This is a genomic window from Photobacterium sp. AWH4_225, assembly GCF_056158405.1.
Window position 1 is genome coordinate 1387376 of record NZ_JBSWTF010000004.1, and the last position, 20042, is coordinate 1407417.

Sequence of the window (20042 nt, forward strand, 5' to 3'; positions counted from 1 at the left end):
GATATGTATAATTGAAACAACGGTTCATAAAAAGTGAGTGATTTCATGCTGCAGTTTTCAAACGATGAAATGGCAAGGATCAAGAGCAAAGATTGCGCGGCAATTATCGACAACCTGATCTCAAATAATCATACAGTTTTATCGTCGGACACCCTTGTTCCGCCGGATTCTCGAGCAACATGGAATCTGTATTATTTTTGTCCGGAGCATGGGGTTCGCCTTGATTGGCAGAGAAATAGTCCGAATGAACACCGCTGCCCGGTGGACGGTAAGGTGTTTACTGGCGAACCTTATGATGGCGCGTGGTGGCGATGGCTTAACGGTTTGAACTCCAAAGCCTGCAATGAACTTGGCTTGTTGTGGCACTTAACTGGCGAGCAGAAATACTTTGATAAAGTCCGCGAGATCTTGATGGGGTATGCCGATCACTACCCTGACTATGAAGAGCACGGTGGGATCCCTTACAATGGGCCGGGTAAAGCCAATGCCCAGACCTTATGCGAGGCTAACTGCCATATGGATTTCGCCCGGGGTTATGATTTTGTCCGTGAGGCACTGACTGCCGAAGAGCGAGATCACATTGAGCAGAACCTGCTGCGGGAAGGGGCAGAGTTCATGATGCAGCATCGCAGTGACCAGCTGCATAACCATGAAATGAAAATCAGCTCGACCATCGGGGTGATTGGCTTGTTACTGGACGAGCATCGTTTTATCGACTTTGCCGTCAATAGCCCATATGGCCTTCGTTATCAGTTGGAGCATGGCATTATTGGCGAGGGACTGTGGTTCGAAGGTTCTATCCACTATCACTATTACGCGCTTCAGGCTTTGATGGGCTATGAAATGATGGCGCGTGGTAGTGTGTACTCACTTAAAGACCACCCTAGCTTCTTCCAGATGCTGGCATTCCCTCTTAAGCTGGTACAAATTGATGGGCGTTTCCCTCGCTTGAATGACTGCATTGCCGGTCAGGAAGTACTTACTCATTCGCATTTGTTCGAATATGCTTACAGCGAGTTCAAGCATCCGCTGTTTGCTTCTGCATTGAGTAGTATTTACCAGAACAAGAGCCGCGATAACATTGATGCCTTGCTATATGGCGTTGATGAATTGCCAGACGCTAAACCACTTGCTACCCAGCCAATCCATGCGCCGGGTGTCGGCTTGACGATTTGCAAAGATGAAGCCCGTAATAATATGCTGTTGGTCAAGCATTCGCCTTATGGTGGTGAGCATGATCATTATGACCGGCTAGGTATCATTATCTGCCGTGACGGCAAGGAAATCCTGCCTGATCTTGGGACAACCGGATACGGTGCCGAGCTGCACTATGGCTATTACAAGAACACGGCGACCCATAATACCTTGGCGGTGAACCAGCAAAACCAGCCGCCGGCGATCCCAGAAGTATTGAGCTTCAAACAAACGCAAGATGTTACCTACCTCGATACCGTGGTTGATTGGTCGAAAGCCCATCCCGGTTTGGATAGCCATACCTTGGTCCAGTGGGATAAAGAAGCCTACCGTGATGTGCAATTCCGCCGCAGCGTAATATGGCTTGGTGATGCTGCCATTGAATTCAACCAAGTGCACAATCCTCATGGTCAGCAGTTGGATTTAACTTGGCATGTACGCGGAGAGCATCTGGTCAGCCCGCTGGCTGTTGAATGTGATAATCCTTTACACGGGCCGCTTGCTCGGATGACAGACTGCAAGATACAAACTATCTCGGGCGTAGCCGCACAGCGGTTTGATATCGAAGATGAACCTGCTTACCAGTGCTTTGTGTCCGCCGAGGGAGTACTGCTTACCGGCCAAGCACCAGATAATCCTGCGACCAGTAACCTGTCATATATGTTACTGCGTAGCCAGGAGACCGTATTCAAATCAGCCGTTATTCATGATTTGGATAGCCAGCAGCCTATTGATAATGTCGATGTGAAGTGGGTGGGAGAGAGTGCCTATATTAGCCTTGACCGCGATGGCAAACTTCACTCGGTCAAAGTGACGTTTTCTCAAGACGGCATGAGTTATCAATCATTGCATTGCGCTTCTTAGTATATTCAAAAGCAGTTAAGAGCAATCAAGGCCAGCACATTAGTGCTGGCCTTTTTTTATGGCTTGATAAGAAAAATATAAAACCTAGCTGAAATGGCCGTTGGTGCGGGGGAACGAAACTTCTTTTATGACGTTCTTATGAACCGGCATAAATATCTCGGCCTTAGATTTTGTGTCATGTAGGTTTTCATTAAAAAATTGACACTGCTTCAAGTAATTTGCCGCTTTTCTTTTTAGGTATAACAATGCTTACAAATTCTTTAGGCAAACTTTGCCTTTCGGAAACTAAATTTTATATTTTTAGATATTTATCATCATCTTAAAGTCATCAAAATGAAATGCTCCAACCTAAAGATAACGTCTGATTTGTGAACGCGTGTTCATATTTTTACTACATGTTTTAGGGATGCAATTTTGAAAAATATTCTTAAGCTGGTTGGTGTAATCGCGGCGGTTATATCGCTAGCAGCTTGTAATTCAAGTGATTCTGATGATGGTGGTAAAGGGCTGGAAGTGACGCCAACCGTACGCTCTCATTCACATAATGATTACTACCGTGACGAGCCGTTTTTCGGGGCAGTAAAACTAGGCTTTGGTAGCTTTGAAGCCGATGTCTTTTACCGCGAAGGCTATGATGAAGTGCTAGTGGCTCACGATGAGTGGGAAACGGTGTTTGAGTGGTCGTTTGATGATATGTATATCCAGCCTTTGGTGCAGTATGTCAGGGATAACGAGTATCGCTTTTATAATAACTGGTCTCACTCAGCGGTATTGTTGATTGATATTAAAACCCAAATTGACAGCGAAGATAGCGGCTACGAAACCTGGCTGGCGGTTGAAGAAGTGCTAAGCCAGTACCCAGATATATTTACTACGTATGAAAATGGCGTGGTGAAGCAGGGGCCTGTGACGGCGATTATTTCAGGCCATCGTCCGATCGAAAAAATGCGTGAAGCAACCAAACGCTACTCTTTTGTCGATGGCCGGCTGGGAGATCTGGGGATAGAAACCGATCCAACACTAATGCCACTGATCAGTAATAACTTCAGCCACTTTAACCAGCCTCAGTTTGGCAACTTCTTTGGTAAAGGCGAGTGGCCACAAGAAGCCTTGGATGAGCTGGAAAGAATTATGACCGAAGCGCATGCCAATAATCAGAAGATCCGTTTCTGGGCGACGCCTGAAGGCGATGACTATATCAACAACCATATTTGGAGCGAGTTGGTAAAAGCCGATGTCGACTTCATTAACACTGACTACCAACAGGACTTACATGACTGGTTACTGGAAAACGACCCGCATCCATCTGAGCCGTCAGTGAACTGGTTGGATGATCCATTCTGGGATCCGATGTATCCATAATTGTTACTTGCTAGCTCTGAACCCTTTCAAGTGTATTGGTTCAATACAGCACACAGGCTAGCCTGTGTGCTTTTTAGTCTCTGCTTTTTTCTCGAAATGCAGAAGCGGTGATCCCGGCATTTTTGCGAAAGAAGCGGGCGAAATAGGCCGGATCCGTAAAGCCAAGTTCATAGCCTACCTCAGAAATAGACATCGCGGTGAGCAACAACATCCTGCGTGCCTCCTGCATGATCCTGTCTGTGATTAACCGTTTTGAAGACAGGCCGCTGACCCTGCGACAGATATCATTGAGCCGAGATGTGGTGAGCCCGATATGCTCGGCATATTGCGGCAGTGCCCAATGGGAGCGGTAGTTTTCTTCTATCAATACGTTGAATTGGTTGAACACGTTGACATCTGTGCTGCGGTAACTGGTCGTCACTTGTTGGTTGTTGGCATAGCGCATTATCTCTATCAGGATCAATTGCAGCCAGCTAAGGCTGGCAGACTCTGCCATGAACTGTTGTCCAGCCGATTCTTTTTCCAGCATTTCAAATAACATTTCCAGCGGTGATGATTCCGGTAAAGGGATACAAAAAGGCTGCATGGCCGTAGAGGCGATATCATTGCGGCCAATCTCGATATCCAATAGTCGCCAGACCAACTGCTGGCTGGCGGTGATGACAAATCCGCTGGCGTGATCGTCGGTGACAAACGAATGGGGCACGGTGGGCGGGGTGAAGAACAAGGTTTTCCCGTGCATCGAGTAATGGGATTGGTCGAGCAGCACATGGGTGTTGCCCTCCAAAATACAATGGATTTGGTAGTAACGATCGTGGTAGTGGGTTGGCATGTTGCGGCCAAAAAACAGGGCGAGGCTGTTGAGCCGCTCAAGGTGAAACTCGTTATCGCTATAGCGAGAGTCGTACACCTTGCCAATGTTCAGGTTGGGGATTGTAAGTGCTTCCATGACATGACCTTCCGTTTTTTGATTTTATTATAGTAGTGATAGTTAACATGTTATCTAAAACGGCGAAAAGTACAATTGAATACTTGTAACATCCATTTAACACGGCGTGGTCATTTCCCATAATGAATGCAAAGAAGCCGCGAACAAGAAACGGCTGGCTCACAATCAAAAGGAACTGGACATGAAGCGACCGAATCCCCTGCTAGATAACATGCAAGCTATCCTACCGACTATTGCGGCCAATGCGGCGCAAGCCGAACTTGACCGTACTCCGCCGGAAGAAAATATTCGCCTGCTGCGTGAAGTTGGCTTCTTCCGTGCCTTCCAACCGAAAGTCTACGGGGGCTCGGAAATTTCACTGCCGGAGTTTACTGACTGTGTTGCAGCCCTTGCAGGAGCTTGTGGCGGTACGGCGTGGGGAGCGAGTTTGCTGGCGACACACAGCCATCAAATGGCGATGTTCTCTAAGCAGGCTCAGGAAGAGTTCTGGGGTGATAATCCAGATGCCACGGCCAGTAGTAGTATTGCCCCCTTTGGACAAACAGAAGAGACCGAAGGCGGGGTGATCTTCAACGGCAATATGCGCTGGAGTAGCGGTAGCGATCATGCCGACTGGGCTATTCTCGGTTTCAACCGTACCGATGTCAGCGGCAACAAGGTTTACTGCTTCGGCGTGGTACCTCGCCATGAGTACACTATTATTGATGATTGGTATGCAGCGGGTATGCGCTCCAGTGGCACCAAGACTTTAGTGTTGAAAGACGTATTTATTCCCGAACACCGAATTGAAACGGCCAAAGGTATGATGGAAGGCCAATCTGCCGGTTTCGATCTCTATCCTGACAGCGATATTTTCTACACCCCATACCGACCATATTTTGCCTGTGGCTTTGCGGCCATCAGCTTGGGGATTGCCGAGCGTATGCTGGAAGTCTATAAGGAAAAGACCAAAAACCGAGTACGTGCCTATACCGGAGCGAAAGTGGGTGCAGCGACACCGGCATTGATGCGTATTGCCGAGTCGACCCATCAAGTTGCCGCCGCTCGCGCTTTCCTTGAGAAGACTTGGGAAGACCATAAAGAGCATGGTGAGCGCAAAGAATACCCGTCGGCAGAGACATTGGCTTATTGGCGTACCAACCAGGCTTATGCGGTAAAGATGTGCATAGCAGCAGTCGATCGCTTATTTGAAGCCATGGGCGGTATGTCTTGGTTCAATGACAATGAAGGTCAGCGACTATTCCGTGATTCCCATATGACAGCTGCTCATGCCTACACCGACTATGATGTGTGTGCCCAGATCTTAGGCCGCCAGCTAATGGGCTTGGAGCCGGATCCAAGCATGGTCTGATGATATTTTTGCTCAAGTGATGTGCTTCTATTTGATTTAGTACGCATTAGATAAAGCTTTGTTGTGTTCTTGCCCCCGAACTCGGGGGCTTTTTTCATTTAGGGATAATTATTTTCAACTTTTGTTGAGTCGGTTCTGTCGTTACATCTTGGTTTACATGTAGCCACCGCGTCACCAAGGTGGGGTGGCTAGAAGCATGACGAATCGCTTTGATTATAACTTGTTGTTTTTAAATGTATTTAAAGGGTTTTAATGATGGGGTGAGGTAGTGATAAGGTGATGGTTATGAAACTGCTTGTTGTAAAGGGGTTTTCATTAAAATCAACAGATAATGAAATTTCTGATGATTTTAATCAAATAAATCAGTAATCACTCAAATATTTTTTGCAATACTAAAATTATGTGATAAATTGCTTTCAAGATTTGAGAGCATCAATTTGCGAACAAAGTGCCACGCTCCTTAGAACGGGGGAGGGTGGTTTAAAGGTCTGAACTTCATTTGCATGATTAAGACCGGCTGGGGAGACCCAGTGAATATCCTGCTTGGAACCCAGGGTATTAGGAACGGGAACGGCCCTGAGCGAAAGCTCAGGGCCGTTTTTCTTTTTGGGGCTTTTACTTAAGTATTGGCCGTGTTGTATCTTCGGTTGCGTCCTGCCCAAATCGTCGTTTCTGCCAAGTCTTCAATAGGGTTTTCTTCTCTGACTCGGCTTCTTCTCCGGCGATGAATGCTGCCTTGGGTATTTTTCTGATAGTGGCTGTTAAGCTGCCGGAGGCTCTTGATATCAGCTAATTTCATCGTTCTCTCCTTAAACAGATACTGTTACCAGCATAGAGGTCTTACCTGAATGGAAGTTGACGGGTATATTCAGTTGGTTGCACTATCTTTCCGATTCTTGATCTGTATCTATTTAATACAGTGATGTGACAAGGGTGGAAAATATGAAATAGCTATTTTTCATTAAGTAGTAAGAAATATCTGCAGTGATTGCCCAAGTAAAGCCCGAGTGGGAGGAAATAATCCACTTGGTGCCAGTCGCCATGTTTTGTTATTTTTTTACATGAAACGCATAAATTACTTTGAGCTGTGTCACACTTATATGTAGGATCTCTCTCGTTTTCTGATGGTTAATTGCACATTAAGGTTGAAAAATGATTGAGATGTTAGCCCTTTCCCAGCTTTTACTGGCTCGCTTAAAAGCGGAAGAACAAAAAGAAAAACAGGAAGAAACAGCAAAGTAATTGCTAAGAGCTTTAAAACCGGATTTTAATTCCTCCATCATAGATGCCGCTTCAGGCCATATGAAGAGCTTGAAAGCGGCGAATGAATACGAGGGGAATAGAAAGCGGCACATGAAAATGTGCCGCTTTTTAAATGGGTACTATTCGTTATTTAACCAGAGTTGATCTTGTTCAGAAACATACTCTTTGTAACCGGCTTCCCACCCTTGGATGGCAAGATTTTCATGTTCGGTATTGAGGCACTGGCCGGTATATTGTTGCCCTTGTTTACCATGTTTGTAGGTTTTGTAAGGTAGGCAGTAGTCTGCAATACCTTGCTGGTAGCCAAGGCGGTATTCGTTCACAGCGCCTTCTGGCAGTTCACTCAGTTTTTGGAGCTCATTTTCGGTGCGAACCAAACGGCCGTTTTCACCGTCTTTGACACCAAGCATTTTCCATTGGTTTTCCTGAGCCAGTTCTGTGTCATAGGACTGACCGGTACAGGCCGCTAAGCTGAGGACAGCTACAAGTAAAACTAGATGTTTCATCGTCTACCTCCGCAAGCAAATGTGAATTTACACTTTAATTATATATCCCCATGAAAAAACGGGCATAAAAGCCCGCTCTCTATATAAGGTTATTTTTTAATTGCTCGACAACAACCTAGACGGTGCGGTTCGGGGCCAGTAATAGCCGAGGTAATTCCAGCCCACCCAAAGTACCAGACCGGTGGCGACAACCATCTCGAAGATACCTAAACGCTCTAACCATGACCAGTGAGGGTAGTAGATAGCAAACCAATCAGTCAGGCGTTCCAGGGCAACAGCACTGATCACTGATGGGAAGGTAACAGCCGCCAGTGATGGCTGGAAGCGCTGCTTGAGCAAATAGAAGTAGCACAGGTAAACCAAGATGGTCATGGTGATCCCTACACCAGCCAGAGCGCCAGTTAGCACCGGATCCGGCTCGCTGACATTAAGCAGGTAGGCGGTTAGCGATAGGTTTACTGGTGCTGCCATAATAGCCAGTGTCGGCCTAGCTGGTCTTGGCAGACGTCCGGCAAAACACAAGCGGTACAGTACAACTGGCAACATCAGAAAATAGATCGCGATACACGCATCAGTCATCGCTAGGGCAAATTCGTGGTGGCCGAGTTGAGGGCCAGCCAAGGTGCCGCTGATTGCCCCTACCGGATACAAGAACCAACTCGGGTACATATTGGTTAGGCGGAATTTTCTGATTTGGCAGAAAAAGAAGAACCCCATCATGAACATATGCAGTGCTAATGCCGGGTACCAGAGCAAACGGGCCACTTCGACATGGATCGATGATAGGTAATCGGATAACACCAGCATGGTCATCGACATGGGTGCCATCAGGCTGCCATAGAGCGGGTGGCGAAGATCTTGGATAAACCGTTTGGGGTTGAGCAGGTATTTCAGCACAACGGGAAGCAGTAGGACGGCACCGATCAGCGCGCCAATTCCACGATACCAATTGGCGTGATCAGGGAAGTAGAGCGACCAGGCGAGGCCGGTTCCCATTGAAGCTAAAGCCAGCGCGGCTTGGGCTGTTGGAATATGTATCAAAGCATTACTAAATGCTGGCATTGCGCTAAAAAAACCTTATTTGAGCATAAAACAGACGGGAGAAAAGGCATTCTACACTAGATTGCCCTTGAGGGAGCGTGGGATGGATCAAAACAAGGTTTGGAGTGGGTCACATTTTGGTAGAAGATTTGGTAAATCGGGTTTGCTAAAAGTCGATTTTAGTACCATATTTATGATGTGACCTGTAAATGAGCTGATTCATATTTAGCTTACGGAGGAATGAGCTGTTTTCATTCATTTGGCTCAAGGGTACAGGGAGCCGGTTGATGTGAATCAACCACACTAAGCGTCGGTATTGCTTAGTTTACAATTTGGTTAAGTGACAAATAATGTGATTATACTTCTTCGCCAACACAATTGATGTCCGATTTAAACTTGTGACTGTATCGGGCACGGCATACTCAACGTAATGAGTGGCGAAGCCTCAAGTTGTATTTCAATCAACGCTCTATGTGTGCTGTGTAGGTAGACTAGAGCAACAGAATAGAGATAAAAACTAAGCCGCACTGCAATGGTGCGGCTTTTATTTTGTCTGAAAAAAATAGTGTCATTTTCTTGAAAATACTAACCCACTGTTTTTAAACGGCTGTTTAATGTTATCCACAAAAACAGTGGGTAACTTTATGGTAAATGTCAGATGTAATTGATTGTTTTGTCAACAAATGGTGCTGAAGTGAACAAAAACAGGGAGTAATGTAACCATTCACCGCTTTTTTGCCTAAGTTCATTATTTCTTCAATTGGTGATGGGGCTACCGGATATACCAACCTTTCTTTGCTATTGTAAATTCGTAAAAGGAATTTACATAACAAGAGGTTAACCATGATCAGCCCGCTCAAGCATTTGACCATACGCCAAACCTTGCTCGTCACCTTCATTATCCCTACTTTGCTGCTTTTGTCTGTTATCGGGTGGCAAACCCATCAGTTGCTGGAAAAGCGTGCGCAAGCCGATATTGCACAAGAAACTGTTGCACTCTTCCATCTTTATGATGAGGTTGCCCATCAGTTTGCTGTCGAGCGCGGATTAACCGCTGGGGTCATCGGTGCTAAAGGACAAGGTCCTCAGGTGCAGGCACTAAGAAACCAACGAACATTAGCTGACAATGCCTACCAGTCATTGTTGTCATTTACTCCGCAATATTTAGATTCACAAGTGGTTAGGCCATTACTTGAAGCGGTTCGCTCGGAATTGGACAAACGCCAAGGAATTCGCCAGCAAGTGGATAGCTTGGATTTGGTGGACTCCCCCTTTGCCTTTTACTCCAATGTAAACCGTCTGGCACTAGATAACCTTTCGCTCTTACTGGCGCAAATTAGTAACGCCGAGCTTAAGCAAGAGCTGCAAGGTTTGTTGCAGCTTTTAATTATCAAAGAGCAGGCTGGGATGGCTCGCGGGGCGCTTAACGGCGTGTTTGCTAGTGGCCAGTCAGGGCTAGATCGCTACGCGCAGATCCAAGGTTATATCAATGACGAGGCGTATGCAGTTCGGCAGGCTCGTATACTGCTGAGTGGCCAGAGCCAACAGCAGCTAGAAAGTATTGTTCGGTCACCAACATGGCAACAGGTTATGGGAATCCAGCAGCAATTTCTTGGCCAGAAAGCCTCACTTTCAGCCGTTAAAGGGCCTGCTGCACCGAGCTGGTTTGGGTTGGCGACAGAAAGGATTGGTGCCGTCAAAGGGCTGCGTGATCAGATGGCCGTAGAATTAGCTGCCAAAGCGCAGGCCGAGAAGCAACTTGTGACTAATCAGTTGTGGTTCTTTGCAGTGATTGTGGCCTTGGTCATCGTGCCATTAATTCTCTTTACTGTCGTTTCTCTCAAACGCTTAACTCAACGGGTCACTGCTTTCTCAGACAAGCTATCTACCATGGCGGCGACAAAGGATCTGACTGTTCGTCTGGCGGATGATCGTGACGATGAAATAGGAGAAATTGGCAAGAAGCTTGATAGGTTGTCAGACAGTGTCAGCGACACGCTCAGCAAAGCGCATTCTGTTGCGAACCAGACCCAGCATGAGATGGTGGAGATGGTGAAGTTGATTGCGTTGGCCAGAACTGACAGTCAGCAAACCCATACCCGCTGTGACAGCATCGCCACAGCGATGACGGAAATGGCTCAAACCAGTGAGCAGGTGGCGGGGATCACGAGCGAGGCTCAGCGAAGTACTGAACTGGCTCGCGAGAGTGCCGAGTCTAGCTATGCCCAAAGTGAACAGTCGCAGCAAACCACTTCTCGCTTGCTGGAAAGTGTAAACGAAACCTATCAGTGTATTGAAACGCTCGAGCAGCAAATGGAAGGGGTAACCGATATCCTGGATACCATTAATGCAATATCAGAGCAGACCAATTTGCTGGCGCTCAATGCGGCGATTGAAGCGGCAAGGGCGGGTGAACAAGGTCGGGGCTTTGCTGTCGTTGCCGATGAAGTGCGAACCTTGGCCCAACGCAGTAAGAAATCAACAGAGGATATTCGCCAGTTGCTTGATGGCATCACCCAGAATGCCAAGGCTTCCTATATCAATATGCAGCAAAGCCGTGAAGCCACGGTGGAAACCCAAGGCGTAGTGTCTGAAGCAAGAACCTTGGTCGAAGGTTTGATTGGGAACGTGAATGAAATTGCTGAGTTCAACATTGGAATTGCCACCGCGGCGAGCCAGCAATCACAGACGGCCCATAGCGTGGATGTCGATGTCGATGGCTTGCTGGATTTAGCTGGCAACACCATGCAGGCCATTGCTGATATTCATGACGAAATGAACCTGATCAAGCAGCGAATGACTGAGCTGTCATTGGAAGTCGATAAGTTCCACATTCGCACCGCGAATCAGTCACCAGAAACCAGTGAATTTGCTATAACAGCGTCTCACTAAATTCACATCAGGCCATACTGGGGCTAATTAGCAGGGGCTTTTTAGCCCCTGTTTATTGTTGGTAGGGTGCCATTCCAGAATGACTCAACAATTCCGTTGCACTTGGCATCATGGAGGCTGTTGTTGGCGATATGCAGTTTATCGGCGTATTGTCGACCTTCCACCCGAGCTTCTACCCATGCGACATGATGATCGGTATTGTCTGCCGTGAGCGTACTTTGGATCAGATAATCACTGACTCGCTGGATGGTCATCTCTGGCAGTGTTTCGAAGAATTGGCAAGAGTCCAACACCCCGTGCAGCTGTCCGGCAGAAGTGACGGTGGACAGGGGGCTGACAGAAGCGTTGGTGACTGTTGCAGCACACATTAATAGGGCGAAGATGACACTTGGTAGTCTTAGGAAAATCATGCATTCGTCTCGTAGCAAGAGGTTGGGAATGCGGATAATCTACCTATTTTCGACTACCAAATGTGGTTATCAGTTATGCAGCTTGCTGAGTTAAATTTAGCTCAAGCGCTTCTGCCACCATTCTTGGGCCATTGTCAGGGCTTGCTGCTGCTCACTGCAAATCCCCATCATTTTCAGTACGATGGCGAGGGTAGAAACCACCGCACACTCACCGTAATGGTTTTCCTCTTCGCCAAGCCAGATCTTTTGCAAGAATTCACCACTGATCTCACCGTGCTTGCCAGAGGCTCCTTCAAGGTATGTTGGCCATTCTTCGGTGAAAAGCTGCCCTTGGGAGACGCCAGACAGGCGGCATGCGGTGCGTGGACTACGCTCACTCTCACCGCCCTCACCTTTAAAGGCTACCATGTTGCTATCTCCTACCAACTGGGCAGCTTCAGCGTGGAGTTGTTCATAGCCTTGGTGGAAGATGCCATGGATTGAGAACGGTGCGGCGACTGGGTTCAGTGCCCGGGCAACCGTATTAAGCGGGGTTCTCAGCCCGACCAAATTACGCAGTGCTAGCAAATCGATTAGCGGCTCGCAGTAACTCGATAGCGGAATGTAGCAAATATTATCCTCAGCCAGAATGCGTCTGGCTTCATCGGGCGTCTCGGCCTGTTGGATATTTAGCGCCGGGCAGGCGCTTTCAACTTGGTATTTGATCGCATCAACCGCCATATGGCCACTGAGCATGACTCGGATACCGTTCTTTGCCAGCAGTTTTGCAGCTAATAATAGCCAAGGTGGCTGGCGGCGTTTTCCGGCAAAGCAAGGCCAATCGACATCGACGTCTAGTTCTTGCCATTCAGATGAAATACGACCACGTAATGATTGGATATATCCAGCGGCCTCTTCGCTGGTCTCGCAGCGAACACGCTGCAGCATGAGCAGGGTGGCAAGCTGTAGTAATTCGGCTTTGCCATCAAGGTACATATCCAGCGCTTCACGCGCTTCTTCTTGGGTGAGTGGACGACGGCCCTTTTCTCCGCGGCCAACGTGTTTAATAAATTCTGAAAATGCTGTCATGGTGTCTTCCGTGTAAATGTACCCAAGCCATTAGTTGACCTTAACTTAGGTATATTAGCACTAAGCCAATAAATTTATTCACAATAATGAAACAGGGTTAGTTCTGGTTCTGGGTAAGGGCTAGGTCAGGCTATTTCTACACTTTCGTCGTCGATTGCCTACACTTATTTCTGGAAACTAAGTTATAGCGCAATCAATAGGGATAACCGGAGCGGGTATGAAAACACTGTTTACGCGAGGTAAATTGTCATTAGGAGCCATACTGGCCTTGATCTCTTTGGGGGCGAATGCAACTGAAGGCCGGGTCATTGAGTACAAAGTGAATGATGAAGCTTATGAGGGATATTATATTTCACCATCGGAAGATGCTCCTTTGGTGCTGCTCATCCATGATTGGGATGGGCTTACAGACTATGAAGTGAAGCGGGCTGATATGTTGGCCGAGCAAGGCTACGCCGTATTTGCCGCCGACCTATTTGGTGCTGGTGTCCGCCCGACCGAAGTCAAAGACAAGCGACAGCATACCGGAGAGTTGTACAAAGACCGTCAGAAAATGCGCGACCTGATGAATGGCGCACTGCAAATGGCCGATTCTCTAGGAGCCAATACCGAGAAGTCTGTAGCCATGGGCTATTGTTTTGGTGGCGCTGCGGTATTGGAACTCGCGCGTTCGGGCTCCGACATGAAAGGTTTTGCGACGTTTCATGGTGGCCTGAAAACCCCTGAAGGTCAGGACTATTCCAAAGCAACAGGCAATATCTTAGTGCTTCATGGCGCGGCGGATGCTGCAATTCCGATGTCTGACTTTGCCGTGCTTTCCGGCGAGCTGGAAAAGGCCGGTGTCAGCAATGAAATGATTGTTTACAGTGGTGCACCGCATGCCTTTACTGTCTATGGCTCTGACAACTACCGCCAAGATGCCGATTACAAATCCTGGCAGCGCTTTTTAACCTTTTTGGATGACGTCGAATGGCAGTAGTGTGTAGAGCAGAACTCACGACATCTTTCTTTATAGGCCAATCCAGTTTTAGCTAAACACAGCAGCCAGCAGTATACCTGCTGGCTTTTTTCATTTTGAACGGTTGTAATGGACTGATGTCGAACAGTTAATGTCTATCGACGTCTAATCAAAAGGATGATGAATATGCTCTATGTGACGACCCCTGAAGTTTATGGCCGCGAAATCACGGAAGTGCTTGGTACCGTCACGGGCAACGTGGTGCAGTCCAAACATGTCGGCCGCGATATTATGGCGGGCTTCAAGACCATTTTCGGCGGTGAAATCAGGGGCTATACCGAAATGCTTACCGAAGCCAGGCAGGAAGCAACCCAGCGAGCCATTGCCGAAGCAGAAGCCTTAGGTGCCGATGCGATTGTCAATGTCCGTTTTACTACGAGTGCAATTATGCAGGGCGCGTCTGAAATCTTGGTTTATGGCACTGCGGTGAAGCTAAGATAAAAATAATATAAACATCTAATGACAAATAAATAGATGGCATATGTATCCCTAAAAAATAGGCAATATATCTCATATGGCCTATTTTTTTAGGCAGTTGTTCATTGTTGCAACGTTATTTTGTTATGCCTTATGTGAAAAATTAATACTAAAGACTTAATTTATTTTGTCTGGTTAATTCTGGGTGTTGATTAAAATTATTACTTTTGCTATCAATGAGTGAAGTCTCATTGTTGTAAGCTGTAGTGATTCTTGCTGACTATATATCAAGTATGGATCAAGGAAGACCCTGTGGACATATATTATCTAAACAATGGCATTAACTCTGATTTAAAGAAGGCATTTCTGAAGTTAACAGGTGATATTCCTAGGTTTGTAGAGTCTGTTAGGGATATTGACTGTTTGTCTGACACTCCACAAATTATTGTTATCGATCTGAAAAATATGAAAATTTCAGATATCGTTGGGCTGTCTAAAGAAATGATTTTTAGATCGTCACAAGCAAAAATAATCTTTGTTAATGCGAAGAAAAAATACGATGAACTCATTACATCTGATTGGCCACATTGTTTTGGTGTATTTTATGAAGGCTGTGATATTAGTGAGTTAGAAAAAGGAATTAGTGTGATTCTAAACGGTGAGCGTTGGATTACACGAATCAACTTATCTCGGATGATAGAAGCTTTAAGCACATCACAAGATGATAATGACAATCTTGTAAATAACAATATCACTAAAAAAGAATTGGCAGTATTAAACTGCTTGATCAAAGGGAAGTCTAATCATGAGATTGCTAATGAGCTATATATTAGTGAAAGCACTGTAAAATCTCACTTATATAGGCTGTTTAAAAAAATTGAAGTGAGTAATCGAACCGAAGCGATTAACTGGGCCTACACGTCTCTAAGAATGAAACTCTAGCTTCTGGTTACAAAGCGTTTTTTAATTTGACTTCATTCATATTGATAAAGATCCCATCTTCTGCTTTTTTTCCGTTGACGATAATGGAGTTAGAGTAGAGGGTGTCATCTGACAACCGTAAGTCGTACTCTCCTTCAGGGATTAGATCCAGCTCAAAGTCGCCGTTCTCACCGGTATAAAATGTATAAGATGAGTTGGTACTTTTTGATATCAGCTCTCCTACCTTACTTTGAATTGGGCTTTTGTTGTTATCGACGAGTACACCATAGATAAAGTAGCCTTTTAATACATCAAGTTCGACAGCTGAGCCGCGGCGGATACCACCTAACGAAGTAAACTGATCAAAAGCGAGCTCTGTGCCTAAATCCAAGTCATCAGCACTTATAGAAATTCGTCGGCTTCCCCTATTGGCAATCGGTATCACTTGGCTTTTAGCCCCTCCGTTTTCGGCCGAAACAACGGATAAATTGCCGTAGCGCTCTTTAGCGAGTGTATAGCCTTGCATGTCTTTAGGTAAGGAAACGATAGTGAAACTGCTCGATATTGGCGAAGTGAATGCTATGTTACTTCCAGCCCAAGCGATTGCGGACTCAATACCGATACTGGCACTTCGACGAGGTAAATCAGAATCTTCATTCCTTGATGTTAGGCGAACATTACCATTAACGTAATCACCACGTTGTTTGTAATACACATCTAAACTTTCATATTTTTCATCGACAAAATTTAGGCTACCCCGCCAGGAATAGTCACTGTCATACTTGGAGGCCGATAACTGGGTTTCGAATTGGTTGTCCGTTTCAGAGTATCGTGTTCGCAAGTTCCCCCAAATATTATTGAAAGAGAGCGGAATAGAAAGTGATAGGCTGAAATTTTGATCAGTTCTATCGTCATACTGTGTGACACCGTAGTTAACATTGACAGAAAACTTTTCCCAAAATGTATAGCTGGAGTTGAGACTGGCTGATTTACTGTAAAGGTTATTATCCTCAAAGTTCAAGTTGGTTGAAAAGCTGAGGTAGCCATTCTTCAACGGTGTGTTAACCCCAGAGCTAAAGCGAATGCTTTGCCGGTCAATCGAATTATCGCTGTCATATTTATTGATGGAGTAACCAAGCGTACTGTTCTGCAGTACAGAGTAAAGTAACTCAGGGAAGTACAAGCTTGAGTTGATGGTGTAATTTCTATTACCGGAGCTATCACTGTGCTCAGCATTCAAGGTTAAATAACTATCGCCAATAGAAAAATAGTTGTAGAGCCCGTATGTCTCCAAGTTTTCTTGCCACTGAACATGCGGAGAAACCGTCCACCAGTCAGTCAATCCATAAGATAAAACAGCTGATGCGGCAGGTTCATCATCGTCCAGTTTCTTCACGCCATCATCGTCATATTGTTGCAAATAACCTGCCACAAACTGGGTTTCAATATCACCGGGTAGAAGTAGGCTAGGGTGATCAATGATATTAAAATACTGGGTGATTGTTGTACCAGACTGATCTGGGTAACTGACCTCGACTTCATTTACCCCTGTTTCAAGGGGAAGATCGCGAAAGTTGTATTGGCCTGGTGGGAGTCGAATAGTCCGATAATCTTCACCATTAATTTTGATAGAGACGAGAGCACTAGACTCCAACACTAAAGGGACAATATTGGGCCGGCGGCTTAGTTTAAGGTATTCTGGTTGATAAGAATAAGATAGGCCAAAAATTTCCCCTGCCGACAACTGCTGAATTTCCGTTTCAATACGGTAGTCACCAAGTTGTAAAAAACCGGCATTATTAGGCAAGTCGTACATGAGCCTGGTACTGTCTCTTTGCCAACCTTTGTTACTGTTGGAGGTCGAGTCAAAATAGCTGTGGCCATCTTCTAGAGTGATAGCGCCAAAGGCGATACCGCTTCTCAGCGATAAGGTATCACCAAATGTACTAGTGTCGATAAGGTTATGGTTATGGGTAAGGGAGTAGTTGATAACACCGCTAAACAAAGATGGCTCTGCAACGTACATCCCTTCCGGGATAGCGCTGGCATTACGACGAAAAAATTCTATATCGATAGCCTTTAAATCTTGCACTGGCACCTGAATATTTACAACCAATTCCGCATCATCAAATTCTGCTAGCCAACCTAAGTTGTTTAACTGTTGGGCATTGATTCTTTGTTTCACAAAGTTTTCTCGAAGAACTTCCAAGCGGTCTGGCTGAAGGCTACTCTCTAAATGGTAAAAAAGTTCATCACCACTTAAATACCAATCACTTGGATTTTCTTCTGAGAGATAACCTGTTAATTCAAGTTGCTTTCCTATGATATTAACATCGAGTGGAAATTCGAATAATTGACTAGATGCATTATTTGATATTAATATGCCTAGTGATAATACTACTATGTTTTTACTATGCATAGTATTTGTCTTATTTATACATTAATGAAACATTTGATACTTCTTTTAATTTGATGTCTTTATTTATTAATTTCAAGAAAACCTCACTTTTTGCTAGTACATTTATACCAGGTAAAGAACTACCATAGATTGATTTATTACCATTATCATCCATGAGTTCAATTTCCCAATCATCTAAAACTTTATGTTTTGTCCCACTGTTATATATTGCGATGTTAGTGTACATATCATCTTTACTAATTACTTTTGTTGATAGAATATATTCAGCATTCTTAGGGGTAACGTATAGTGCTGTAATGAATTCATATTTTGCTTTCATTACATCTATATTATCGCCAGCTATATTTTTTTGATTGAAAATTACTCGATATGATCTTTCTTTTGATATTGATTTTGAACCGGTGTACATTACTTTTATCTTTTTTTTCTGTCCTGGAGCTAAAATTACTTTTTTAGGGAAAATCCGTAGTTCATTTGTATCTCTACGAATCTCTTTACCATTTTCGTTAATTTCTCTTGTATATGCACTGACAATGTATGCTGATTTTATGTTTGATAAGTTTTCAAGTGTATAACTTGTTGTTTTGTTTGGTATTGATATTTCTCTGTTCATTGGTGAAATGCTATAGTTTGCATTCGCAAGATTAGATATTAGGATAGCGATTATAATTATGTTGATTTTCATCATAACTAAATTCTCTGTTATTTGAGGGGAGCTCACTCCCCTCAGGTATGATTTAGATAGTGCTGATAGTAAAGGTGAAATCTTCACTATATGTACCAGCTTCCTTGCCACTAAAACTATAATCTTTAAGTTTTAGCCTAAATGTTTCTTTCTCATTGCTTGTAGATTCCGCCACCGGATAAACACCGTTAGGATCTGCTGGTCCAGTTATATTTATAAAAGTATTACTCATATTGCTACTGAAACCTGATGAGTCAGATTCGACTGAGTATGTAACTGAGCTGGCGCCATTGTTTGAACCATTAACAAAACTACCATTACCAACTCTTAACGACACTTTATATCCATTTGCTGCATTACATACAACAGCACCTGTAATATTTTGGTAATCGCTGTCAAGTAGGTTAATTTCACCTTGTACACCCATGTCACTGAAGACTTCACGGTATTTATCAGCAACGCCGCTTTCATTCGGATCCCAAATATCGAATTTCAATCCAATATTACATGTCTCTTCAACTGTTTCCATTACATGCACTTGTGCTGAACGCTCATCAGCTTGTGCGGAAGACATTACGCCAAGTAAAATTAATAGTGATGCTGCTGTTGCTGAATATTTCATTTTGAAATTCCTTATTACTAAATATATTGATTCAGGCCATGTAGTACAGCATTTTTCTACACGACTTCAGTATGGGTCTTTTCTTATTGATAAACTTCAGTCTTAAGACTGAAAATTTTAAACTTCAGTCTTAAGACTTAATTTTTAAGTGGCATGTTCATGTGAAAGTTGATTATTAATAGACATGAGCAAAACAGCCCCGCTATATGCGGGGCTGTTTGTTTTCAGGCGTTCGTTTCCCTACTCTCTATATCATGATGACTTTGACGGCGAGTCCAAGCAGAACAGCGCCTGATAAGCGATCGATGAGCAGGGCATGGTTGCGCAGGCGAGTCATGGTATTTGGCCGTGATAGAACACAAGCAATGAATGAATACCATAGCGCATCGAGCACAACAGGTGTAAGAACAATGATCAGGCGGCTAATGAAGTCATTGCCATCAGCAACAAACTGGCTGAACAGCGCTAGGAAGAAAATAATAATTTTCGGGTTGAGGAGGGAAATCAGAAAGCCGTCACGGGCAGACTGGAGCAGGGTGTTTTCTTTGCCCGCAGTGATCATGTCAGAAAGCCCGCCCTTGGAGCGCAACGAGCACACGCCAAGATAAGCCAGGTAGGCTGCTCCAGCATAGGCGATGGAGTGAAAAAAGACTGGAGAGTTTTTCAGGGCCATCGCGAGACCGGCTAATGACAATGCAGCATAAATACCGACGCCAACAGCATGGGAGATGGCTGTGACAATACCGTGGCGTCTACCGCCTGCCAGTGTGTTTCTCGATACCATGATGACTGATTGTCCCGGTGTCAAGGTGCCTAGTAGTGTGACGACAAATAAAGAAATGAATACAGTTAGAGACACAATAACCTCTTAATATTAAACGTACAAATGTGAGATTTGGATATAACTTGGTCTTTGATGGGGTGGTTACCAAGGTACGTTTAGAAGATTATTGTGCGTAGCTGCGTGAGCTACAGATGTTTTAAAACTGCTCATAAGTGTGATGATACATAAAACGAAATAGCGGCGAAAGCGATTGGTGTGGTTTTTTGCTTGGGTTTT

General features: G+C 44.9%; 17 protein-coding genes. 7 read left to right on the top strand and 10 right to left on the bottom strand.

Annotated elements, in window-relative coordinates:
* Nucleotides 1-45: 45 nt before the first annotated feature.
* Nucleotides 46-2058 carry a heparinase II/III domain-containing protein gene (locus tag ACXAD4_RS23440; RefSeq protein WP_475244450.1) on the top strand — a complete coding sequence of 671 codons (2013 nt, stop codon included), beginning with the start codon at nucleotides 46-48 and terminating at the stop codon, nucleotides 2056-2058.
* Between the two features lie 414 nt (nucleotides 2059-2472).
* Entirely contained in the window at nucleotides 2473-3420 is a 948-nt protein-coding gene (locus ACXAD4_RS23445; protein ID WP_475244451.1) for a PI-PLC domain-containing protein, read from the top strand.
* A 73-nt stretch (nucleotides 3421-3493) separates the two neighbouring features.
* On the opposite strand, the gene hpaA is transcribed toward ACXAD4_RS23445, so the two are convergent.
* On the bottom strand, nucleotides 3494-4369 hold the full coding sequence (gene hpaA / locus ACXAD4_RS23450; RefSeq protein ID WP_475244452.1) for a 4-hydroxyphenylacetate catabolism regulatory protein HpaA: 876 nt from the start codon (nucleotides 4367-4369) through the stop codon (nucleotides 3494-3496).
* Between the two features lie 181 nt (nucleotides 4370-4550).
* Between hpaA and ACXAD4_RS23455 the strand changes: the two genes are divergently transcribed.
* Entirely contained in the window at nucleotides 4551-5720 is a 1170-nt protein-coding gene (locus ACXAD4_RS23455) for a p-hydroxyphenylacetate 3-hydroxylase oxygenase component (RefSeq protein WP_475244453.1), read from the top strand.
* A gap of 619 nt (nucleotides 5721-6339) precedes the next feature.
* Here ACXAD4_RS23455 and ACXAD4_RS23460 read toward each other — a convergent pair.
* The 3 genes from ACXAD4_RS23460 to ACXAD4_RS23470 form a co-directional block, all read right to left on the bottom strand.
* Entirely contained in the window at nucleotides 6340-6519 is a 180-nt protein-coding gene (locus tag ACXAD4_RS23460) for a hypothetical protein (RefSeq protein WP_475244454.1), read from the bottom strand.
* A 583-nt stretch (nucleotides 6520-7102) separates the two neighbouring features.
* Nucleotides 7103-7489, bottom strand: coding sequence for a DUF2799 domain-containing protein (locus ACXAD4_RS23465; protein WP_475244455.1), 387 nt, complete (start codon nucleotides 7487-7489; stop codon nucleotides 7103-7105).
* 96 nt (nucleotides 7490-7585) lie between these two features.
* Nucleotides 7586-8551 (bottom strand): TDT family transporter, encoded by a 966-nt coding sequence (locus tag ACXAD4_RS23470; RefSeq protein ID WP_475244456.1) that lies wholly within the window; start codon nucleotides 8549-8551, stop codon nucleotides 7586-7588.
* A gap of 822 nt (nucleotides 8552-9373) precedes the next feature.
* Here ACXAD4_RS23470 and ACXAD4_RS23475 point away from each other — a divergent pair.
* Nucleotides 9374-11422 (top strand): methyl-accepting chemotaxis protein, encoded by a 2049-nt coding sequence (locus tag ACXAD4_RS23475; protein ID WP_475244457.1) that lies wholly within the window; start codon nucleotides 9374-9376, stop codon nucleotides 11420-11422.
* Between the two features lie 41 nt (nucleotides 11423-11463).
* Here ACXAD4_RS23475 and ACXAD4_RS23480 read toward each other — a convergent pair whose 3' ends face one another.
* Both ACXAD4_RS23480 and ACXAD4_RS23485 read right to left on the bottom strand, forming a co-directional pair.
* Nucleotides 11464-11832 carry a hypothetical protein gene (locus ACXAD4_RS23480; RefSeq protein ID WP_475244458.1) on the bottom strand — a complete coding sequence of 123 codons (369 nt, stop codon included), beginning with the start codon at nucleotides 11830-11832 and terminating at the stop codon, nucleotides 11464-11466.
* A 96-nt stretch (nucleotides 11833-11928) separates the two neighbouring features.
* Nucleotides 11929-12900 carry a glycosyl transferase family protein gene (locus ACXAD4_RS23485; protein ID WP_475244459.1) on the bottom strand — a complete coding sequence of 324 codons (972 nt, stop codon included), beginning with the start codon at nucleotides 12898-12900 and terminating at the stop codon, nucleotides 11929-11931.
* A gap of 217 nt (nucleotides 12901-13117) precedes the next feature.
* On the opposite strand from ACXAD4_RS23485, the gene ACXAD4_RS23490 reads away from it, so the two are divergent.
* The 3 genes from ACXAD4_RS23490 to ACXAD4_RS23500 all read left to right on the top strand — a co-directional run bounded on the left by ACXAD4_RS23490 (nucleotide 13118) and on the right by ACXAD4_RS23500 (nucleotide 15277).
* Nucleotides 13118-13879, top strand: coding sequence for a dienelactone hydrolase family protein (locus ACXAD4_RS23490; protein WP_475244460.1), 762 nt, complete (start codon nucleotides 13118-13120; stop codon nucleotides 13877-13879).
* Between the two features lie 165 nt (nucleotides 13880-14044).
* The gene (locus tag ACXAD4_RS23495) at nucleotides 14045-14359 is read left to right on the top strand and encodes a heavy metal-binding domain-containing protein (RefSeq protein WP_475244461.1); all 315 of its coding nucleotides are present in this window, start codon (nucleotides 14045-14047) and stop codon (nucleotides 14357-14359) included.
* A gap of 288 nt (nucleotides 14360-14647) precedes the next feature.
* A complete protein-coding gene (locus ACXAD4_RS23500; RefSeq protein ID WP_475244462.1) occupies nucleotides 14648-15277 on the top strand; it encodes a LuxR C-terminal-related transcriptional regulator in 630 nt (209 codons plus the stop codon).
* A 7-nt stretch (nucleotides 15278-15284) separates the two neighbouring features.
* Here ACXAD4_RS23500 and ACXAD4_RS23505 read toward each other — a convergent pair whose 3' ends face one another.
* The 4 genes from ACXAD4_RS23505 to ACXAD4_RS23520 all read right to left on the bottom strand — a co-directional run bounded on the left by ACXAD4_RS23505 (nucleotide 15285) and on the right by ACXAD4_RS23520 (nucleotide 19841).
* A complete protein-coding gene (locus ACXAD4_RS23505) occupies nucleotides 15285-17675 on the bottom strand; it encodes a fimbria/pilus outer membrane usher protein (protein ID WP_475244463.1) in 2391 nt (796 codons plus the stop codon).
* A gap of 10 nt (nucleotides 17676-17685) precedes the next feature.
* Nucleotides 17686-18447 (bottom strand): fimbrial biogenesis chaperone, encoded by a 762-nt coding sequence (locus tag ACXAD4_RS23510; protein WP_475244464.1) that lies wholly within the window; start codon nucleotides 18445-18447, stop codon nucleotides 17686-17688.
* Nucleotides 18413-18982: a hypothetical protein gene (locus ACXAD4_RS23515; protein ID WP_475244465.1), complete on the bottom strand. Its 570-nt coding sequence runs from the start codon at nucleotides 18980-18982 to the stop codon at nucleotides 18413-18415. Before ACXAD4_RS23515 ends, ACXAD4_RS23510 begins: the two co-directional genes overlap by 35 nt.
* 247 nt (nucleotides 18983-19229) lie before the next feature.
* A complete protein-coding gene (locus ACXAD4_RS23520; protein ID WP_475244466.1) occupies nucleotides 19230-19841 on the bottom strand; it encodes a LysE family translocator in 612 nt (203 codons plus the stop codon).
* Between the last annotated feature and the right edge of the window lie 201 nt (nucleotides 19842-20042).